Genomic DNA, 7,928 nt, shown 5'->3' with positions numbered 1-7,928 from the left:
ACGGGGTGAGAACCGCGTCCAAGCCTCAAATGTGTAAACCATGTCCCCGGTTTACGATGTAAACGATGTCTCCGGTCGTACACCGCGAAGAGGCCAGTGAAGGCAGCAGAAGAATCAGACGAGATGCAGGTGGTTGTCCCAGAACCCGGACGGCAGGTTCATCGGCTGCCCGACCAGTTCGGCCTTGGTGCAATCATAAAACCGGCAACGGCCCTGCCCGGAGGTGACGACAAAACCGTCTTTCACCGCGCCAACGCCTGCGCAATCGGGCATCGATGCATCCAGCTTCACCGCACCCGTGTCCAGGTCCCAGACAAACAACCGGTTGGCCCGTGGCGCAGTCAGCGCCACCAGCCTCAGCTCGCTGTGGATAGCGACGCTGGCGGTGTACTGGGCCATGGCCTGCAGCTGCCGCTCTGGCACCGGGAAGGCCTGGAATGGCTCGCCCGGGCGCTTGATCGCCAACAGCTGCGCCGTTTCATCGGCATCGCCCATGAACTGCTGGCAGGCGGCGATGGTGCCATCGCTGCCCACCGCCAGGTGGCGCACGCTGTTCATCTGCTGGGCCAGGGTTTCCTTGCTCAGCAGGGTGCCGTCACGCTGCATCAGTACCAGGCTCGGCTCCATGGCGTGGAGGTTCATCTCCACCCGGCTTTCGGCTTCGGTGCGAATGCCGCCGTTGGCCACGATCAGCGTCTCGCCGTCGGGTAGCCAGGCGACCTCGTGCGGGCCGATGCCGTGGGTCGGGATTTCGCCGGTGTGCACCAGGCGCTCGCCTTCAAAGCGGTACACGCCGAGCACACCCCGCCCTGGGTCGGTGGTGTCGTTCTCGGTGGCATACAGCCATTCGCCACCCTTGTGCACCACCGCGTGGCCATAGAAGTGCCGGTTCGGCTGCGAAACCACCGTTTGCAGCAGGCGACCGTCGCGCAAGTCGACCAGGTAGCTCTCGGTACCGGGGCGACGTGCGACGAACAGGGCAATCGGCTGCTCGGGGTGGTGAATGATGGCGTGGCAACGCTGGGCAACCTGGGTGCTGAACACCTGGGTGCCGTCCAGGCGAAAACCGACGGCATAGTGCTTGCCGTCGCCATCGTCACGCGCCGAAAGCAGCAGGGGTTCGCTGCCTTTATTGCGGAACAGGCTCCAGCCGCCCAGGGTAAGGGCGCTGAGCAATACGCTACCGAGTTTGAGGGCCTGGCGTCGCAGCATGATCAGTCACCGTCGTTGGCATTGAAGCCCAGCTGGATGTTCAGCGCCTTGGCCAGTTCGCCTTCGTGCAGGCGGTGGACGGCGTTGAGGCTGTCGTAGATCTGGTTGAGGGTTTGCTGGCCTGCGTCGTCGGCCAGCAGCTCGCCCAGGGACTTCTGGTTGTCCGCCAGCAGCTTGAGCGAGGTAGCGTAGGCGGCGTCGATCTTGTCCGCCAGCGCTTTCTGATCGCTGGGCAGCAAGCCGCGCAGGCCTTTGTTGTCGACCCCGACCCAGACTGTTTCGGCAGCCTTCAGGGTAGCTTCCAGGCTTTTCAGCGAGGAGTGGCTGCGCCAGGCTTCGGCCTGCAGCGGCTGTGGGATGCCCTTGCTCTGGCGACCCATCGGCGCGCCCAGCTTCTTCTTCAGGGTATCCAGGGCGGTGACCTGGGAGCGCAGCAGGTCGGCGATTGCCTCGTGGGAGTCGGCGTAGCGCTGGTTGGGGAACTTGGTCATCTGCGATAGCATGCCGTCGGTGCTGTTCCAGCTCTTGAGGATATCCTCGGCCAGGACCTTCTGGTGCTCACCGATGGCGACCAGCAACGGGCAGTAGCGGGCTTTCTGCTCGGCAGTGGCGACGTCCGGCTTGCTGTCGAACAGGATGTACTCGTAGGCCGACAGGCCGCGTACCACCACACTGGCCTTGCCCAGGGAAGCGGCGTCGACCGGCTTGTCGCCGTTGACCAACTGCTCGACCTGGCGGCCGACCAGGTTCTTCTTGTCGGGCCAGAACTGTACCTGCCAGGCACGGTTGCCTTCGGCCAGCGGGCCGACCAGCAGCGGCTGCAGCTCGGCCCAGGCCTTTTGCGCGTTGAGGAAGTCGGCGCGGGCCTTTTCCAGGTCTTCCTTGCCTTCGCAGTAGGCCAGGGCGCTGGCGGCCAGCATGCGGTCGGCTTCGACCCAGCGGCTGTAGGTAGGCAGGATGACCTGCTTGGCGATGGCAGCGGAGGTGACTGCTTGCGGGTCCTGCGGCGAGCAGGCACCGAGGGCGAGTGCGGCGAGGCTGGTGAACAACAGTTTGGGTCGGAACATGCCCGGCTCCTTTGCGCGTTTTAAAGTGAGTTCAGGAAAGCCAGTAGCGCAGTGCGCTGCTCGGCATTGAAAGTGAGTACGAAATTGCGTGCCGCCTCGGCTTCGCCGCCATGCCAGAGCACGGCTTCGAGCAGATTGCGGGCGCGGCCGTCGTGCAGGAACTGGCTGTGGCCGCTGACCGTTTCGCTCAGGCCCACGCCCCACAGTGGTGGGGTGCGCCAGTCCTGGCCGTTGGCGGCGAATTCGGTGCGCTCGTCGGCAAGGCCCGGGCCCATGTCGTGCAGCAGCAGGTCGCTGTAGGGGCGGATGACCTGGCTGGCCAGCTCTGGCTCGGCGGCATCGGCCGCAGTGGTGAACTGTGGGGTATGGCAGCCCTGGCAGCCGGCCTGGTAGAACAGGTTCTTGCCTGCCAGCACCTGCGGCGAACTGACGTCGCGGCGTGCCGGCACGGCCAGGTTGCGGGTGTAGAAGGTGACCAGGCGCAGGATGTTGTCGCTGACTTCCTTCTCGCCACCGACGCCGTCGCCGTTGGGCGCGGCCAGGCAGTCGGCCTGCGCCGGGGTACAATCGTCCTTGGGCTGCAGGGTGCTGGTCAGGCCCATGTCACCGACAAAGGCGTGCACGTTCTGCTGGTTGACGTTGGGTTGCCCGGCCTTCCAGCCGAAGCGGCCGACCACGGTCTTGCCCTGGGCATCGTCCCACACCCGGTTGGCACGCCCGCGGATGCCGTCGCGGTTGCGGTCGTCCGGGTCTTCGTTGGCCAGCAAGTCGGCTTCGGGGATGGCCTCAAGCAGGCCCAGGCCGATCATCGGCGGGGCCACGCGGGCTGAAAAGCGTGTGTCGGGGTGCATTACGCCATAGCCGAGTTGGGTAATGTCCAGGGTTGGCTTGCGCAGTTCGACCTGGTGGCCATCCTGGAACGACACGGTTTGGCTGGTATAGCTCACCCGCACCTTGCCTTCCGGCGCCACGCCGGGGATGGCCATGTCTTGCAACTGGGTGCCGTACACCGGCTCTGGCACCACGCCAAGGCGCTCGATCACTTTGGCCAGGTAAGGCTGGTCGGGGATCGACAGGCGTACCAGCATGCCCACCGCGTTGCTGTCGCCAGGCTCTGGCGGGTGCCCACGGCCATCGCGTACGTGGCAGTTCTGGCAGGCGTTGGTGTTGAACAGCGGGCCCAGGCCATCACGCGCGGTGGTGGTGGAGGGGGCGATTACCCAAGGGTTGCGAAAGAAGCTGTTGCCTACGGCAAAGTCCAGGCGTCGTTCGGGCGAGAGGTTGGCCGAGGGCAGGGAATAGGCCTGGCGGTCGGCGCGCTGCACGGTCGCCTTGCCACCCGACAACGCTTCGCCGGGCTCGGCCTGGGTGAAACGCGGGGCGTCGTCACAGGCGGCAAGGGCAAGGGTCAGCAGCAGAAGGGGGAGTCGGGACAGCGACGAGGACATGCAAAATCCTGGGCGTGGACGAAAAACCGGCGTGCAAGCTTAGCAGGCCAGCGTTTTTTGAATAAGAGCAATTTGCAATTGCTTGGGTGAAAAGGATGTGAAATGCCAGCATTTTCATGTTCAGTACCGGCCCTATCGCCGGCAAGCCAGCTCCCACAGGTACACCGCTGGCTTCAAGGGCTGGGCTGTACCTGTGGGACCTGGCTTGCCGGCGATAGGGCCAGAAGCAAAAAAGGCGACCCGAAGGCCGCCTTTTTCAAAACACCGCTACAGCAGGATCAGAACTCGTGATCCGCGGTATCCGGGTTCAGGTTGGCAATACCCAGCTTGCCGGCAGCTTGCTCGATCGCACCGGTCTGTTTGACCAGGGAGGCGATGGCGTCGCGCACGATCTGGTTGCCCGCAGCGTTGTCGGCCGCGATCAGCTGGTCGTAGTGCTCGCCTTTGAGGGCGTGGTCGACCATTACCTGGATCTTGGCTTCGGTCGCTTCCAGGTCAGCCTTGAGGGTGGCGTCGGCGGCCGGGTCAACCTTGGCCACCAGCGACGACAGGCTCGGGCCGGTCAGCTTGGTGCCGTCCGGGCGGGTGTACTCGCCCAGGTAGACGTTGCGGATGCCCTTGGCATCGTAGAAGTGCGAATAGTGGGTGTTGTCGCTGAAGCAGTCCTGCTCGTCTTCTGGCGAGTTGGCTTCCAGCGAAACCTTCATGCGCTCGCCCGCCAGTTCACCCAGCGACAGGCTGCCCATGCCGAACAGCATCTTGCGCAGGCCGTCGTTGACCGGCTCGGCTTCCAGCTTGGCGCGGTAGTTGTCGGCGACGTTCGGCGCCCAGTTGCCGACCATCTCTTCGAGGTCGCTGACCAGCAGTTGGGTCACTGCCTTCAGGTAGGCGCGGCGGCGCTCGTTGTGGCCACCGGTAGCGCCCTGGCCTTCGAGGTAATCGGAGGCCGGGCGGGCGCCGGCACCTGGGCCGGTACCGTTCAGGTCCTGGCCCCAGAGCAGGAATTCGATGGCGTGGTAGCCGGTAGCGACGTTGGCCTCGGAACCACCCAGCTCGTTCAGGCTGGCCAGCTTCTCGGGGGTGATGTCCTTGACGTCGACCTTCTCTTCGCCCACCTGTACTTCGGTGTTGGCAATGATGTTGGCGCTGGCGGCCGGGTTGCCCAGGGCGTGCTCGTAGCTCTTGTCTACGTAGTCGATCAGGCCTTCGTCCAGCGGCCAGGCGTTCACCTGCCCTTCCCAGTCGTCGATGATGGTGTTGCCGAAGCGGAAGGCTTCGGATTGCAGGTACGGAACGCGCGAGGCGAACCAGGCTTCCTTGGCGGCCTTCAGGGTTTCGTCGTTTGGCTTGGCCAGGAACGCGTCGACTGCGGTCTGCAGGGTTTTGGCGGTGCTCAGCGAGTCGCTGTACACGGCATGGACCATTTCGGCGTAATGCTTGACCACGGCTTTGCCGGCGGCTTCATCCACAGCCCCTGGCGCAGCAGCGGTGGTGCTGGCGGCAGCAGGTGCCTGGGCTTGCGGCGCGGCGGCTTTTTCGTCCTTGCCTTCGCCGCAGCCGGCGAGAGCGATGGCAATGGCCAGCAGACTGGCGGAGGCCAGAGGCATTCGAATCATTGTTGGTTTTCCTGCGTCGTGTGGTTGGACCAAGGGGTGGACCGTGCGCCGTGGCACGCGAAACCGCAACATCATGCGAAAGATTTGCATTTGCTGTAAAGGGGCGGGCGTGCAATTCATGTAAATCCAGGTCACGGCCTGTAACCGGGCGGATGGGTCAGAGCATCGAGACCTGGTTGCGCTGTGCCTGCTTGAGGAAGTGGGTCAGCTCCCGAGCCGATAGCGGCTTGCTGTAGTGGTAGCCCTGGCCCTCGTGGCAGCCCTGGGCAACGATGTAGGTTTCCTGCTCGGCGGTTTCCACGCCTTCGGCGATTACCTGCATACCGAGGCTTTTGCCCAGCTGGATGATGGCGCGAACGATGGTGGCGTCGTCATCGTCGTCCAGCAGGTCCTGGACAAAGCTCTTGTCGATCTTGATCTTGTCCAGCGGCAGCGACTTCAGGTAGCTGAGCGATGAGTAGCCGGTGCCGAAGTCGTCGATGGCAATCATTGCCCCGGAGCGGCGCAGGCTGAGCAGGTGCTGGGCGGCGGTGCTGATGTCTTCCATCAGGCCGGTTTCGGTTACTTCCAGCTCCAGGCTGCGCGGGGGCAGGCGGTAGGCCTGCAGCAGGTTGTTGACCACCCGTGGCAGCTCGCTGTGGTGCAGTTGCACGGTGGACAGGTTGACCGCCATGCGCAGGTCGCTGAAGCCTTGATCGTGCCATTCGCGCAGTTGGCGGCAGGCCTGGTCCAGTACCCATTCGCCAATGCCGATGATGCTGCCGTTCTGTTCGGCCAAGGGGATGAACTGGTCTGGAGGCACCATGCCCAGCTCCGGGTGCTGCCAGCGCAGCAGCGCCTCGACACCGACCACGCGGTGGTCGCGGTAGCTGATCTGCGGCTGGTACACCAGGTACAGCTGGTTGCGCGGCAGGGCTTCACGCAGATCCTTTTCCAGCTCGCGGCGGCGGCGCATTTCGCTGTCGACGCTGGCGATGTAGAACTGGTAGCGGTTACGCGAGCGAGCCTTGGCCAGGGTCATGGTCTGTTCGGCTTTTTGCAGCAGCTTCTCGGTGCTGTCGCCGTCTTCGGGGAACAGGGTGATGCCAATGGTGGCACGCAGGCGGATCTGCTGGTGGTGGTCGAGGTCGAAAGGCACTTCCAGGTCGTCGAGGATGCTTTGCGCCAACTCGGCCGCTTCGTAGGGCTGTTCGATATTGGCCTGCACCAGGGCGAACTGGTCGCCGCCCAGCCGCGCAAGGGCACCCAGGCGGCCACTGTGGGCGCGCAGGCGGTCGGCCAGGGCCAGCAGCAACTGGTCGCCAACCTGGTAGCTGAACTGTTCGTTGATGCCCTTGAAGTCGTCCAGGCCCACGCACAGCACCGCCACACGGTGCTGCAAACGGCCGCCATCGATGAGGATCTTGTCCAGTTGCTGTTGCAGTTGCTGGCGGTTGGGCAGGCCGGTGAGGAAATCGTATTGGGCCATGCGCTGCAGGCTGTTTTCGGCTTCGTGGCGCAGGTGGGTGTTGCGCTCGATCGAGGCCAGCAGCTGGTTGGCGGTGTTGACCCACAGGCCCAGTTCGTTCTTTTCGTGGCCCTTGAGCAACGGTATCTGATGCTGGCTGGGGCGGTCGGGGTTGATCTGGGTAAGGTGCTCGATGATCTTGGACAGCGGCTTGGTCAGCAGCCAGTGGTACACCAGGTACAGCACCAGGCCCATGGCCAAGGCCCGCAATACGCCAGAAATGAAGATGATCACCGCATTGATCAGGAAGTCTTCGCCGTAGGACGAGGTGTCGAGGGTGATGCTGAGGTCGCCGTAGTATTCGCTATAGGGGCCGCGGCCGACCAGTTGCGTGGTGTAGGTGCGTTCCTGGCCAAGGATGAGGTCGGTCAGCCAGCGCATGGACATGTCCTGCAGCGGGCGGGACTTTTCGGCCAGCATGGTTTCGTTGGGGTGGCCGATGGAGGCCATGCGCACCGATTCGTCCTGGAACAGGCCTTCCATCACCTGCATGCCCATTTCGCGGTCGAGGCTGTACACCGCCTGGGTGGAAGGGTCGCGGAACATGTCGAGGATGCGCTGGGCATCGTTGTTCACGGCCTGGCGGGTCTTGTAGGTGTCATAGACGATTTGCGCACAGCTGAGCACGACGCCAACCGCCAACGCCGACAGCAACACGACCCTGAGCAACTTGACCGACAAGCTGTTCCGCAATTCCAGCTTCAATGAGGTTTCCTTATCCATGCGCGTGGCATCATTTTGCCATCAACGATGACGATACACTATCGGCCGATCATGAGCAGTGTATCGGTTGCATGACCCCGCAACTTGAGTGCGCTGTATCAATCTTCCAGAGCTTTGATGTTAGCGCGGTATGCGCGCTGAGCAAGCAAAACCGTGCCGGCCTCTTCCCGGGCACGCCCGCTCCCACAGGGATAGCATCAAGGTCACCGGCAGCGCCGTATCTGTGGGAGCGGGCATGCCCGCGAAGAGGCCGGCACAGGCATAAAAAAGGTTCTTCACGGAATCCCGGGAAAGACAGAAACAAGAACGCCGGTTTGATGGATGATGTTCGTGCGAGCAAACACATCAACAAACC

5 protein-coding genes are annotated in these 7,928 nt (G+C 63.5%); all 5 read right to left on the bottom strand.

Features of this window, described 5'->3' with window-relative positions:
- Positions 1–114: 114 nt before the first annotated feature.
- The 5 genes from ACFY9W_RS28845 to ACFY9W_RS28825 all read right to left on the bottom strand — a co-directional run bounded on the left by ACFY9W_RS28845 (position 115) and on the right by ACFY9W_RS28825 (position 7,555).
- Positions 115–1,212, bottom strand: a complete 1,098-nt coding sequence (locus tag ACFY9W_RS28845) for a DUF1513 domain-containing protein (RefSeq protein WP_391138197.1) — start codon at positions 1,210–1,212, stop codon at positions 115–117.
- A gap of 2 nt (positions 1,213–1,214) precedes the next feature.
- On the bottom strand, positions 1,215–2,279 hold the full coding sequence (locus ACFY9W_RS28840) for an imelysin family protein (RefSeq protein WP_391138194.1): 1,065 nt from the start codon (positions 2,277–2,279) through the stop codon (positions 1,215–1,217).
- Between the two features lie 20 nt (positions 2,280–2,299).
- Positions 2,300–3,727 carry a di-heme oxidoredictase family protein gene (locus ACFY9W_RS28835; protein WP_391138191.1) on the bottom strand — a complete coding sequence of 476 codons (1,428 nt, stop codon included), beginning with the start codon at positions 3,725–3,727 and terminating at the stop codon, positions 2,300–2,302.
- A 278-nt stretch (positions 3,728–4,005) separates the two neighbouring features.
- Positions 4,006–5,343: an imelysin family protein gene (locus tag ACFY9W_RS28830; RefSeq protein WP_391138188.1), complete on the bottom strand. Its 1,338-nt coding sequence runs from the start codon at positions 5,341–5,343 to the stop codon at positions 4,006–4,008.
- Between the two features lie 157 nt (positions 5,344–5,500).
- A complete protein-coding gene (locus ACFY9W_RS28825; RefSeq protein WP_391138199.1) occupies positions 5,501–7,555 on the bottom strand; it encodes an EAL domain-containing protein in 2,055 nt (684 codons plus the stop codon).
- Positions 7,556–7,928: the final 373 nt, after the last annotated feature.

The organism is Pseudomonas sp. NPDC008258 (assembly GCF_042956345.1).
Lineage (GTDB): Bacteria > Pseudomonadota > Gammaproteobacteria > Pseudomonadales > Pseudomonadaceae > Aquipseudomonas.
This window is presented reverse-complemented; position numbering and strand designations above follow the sequence as displayed.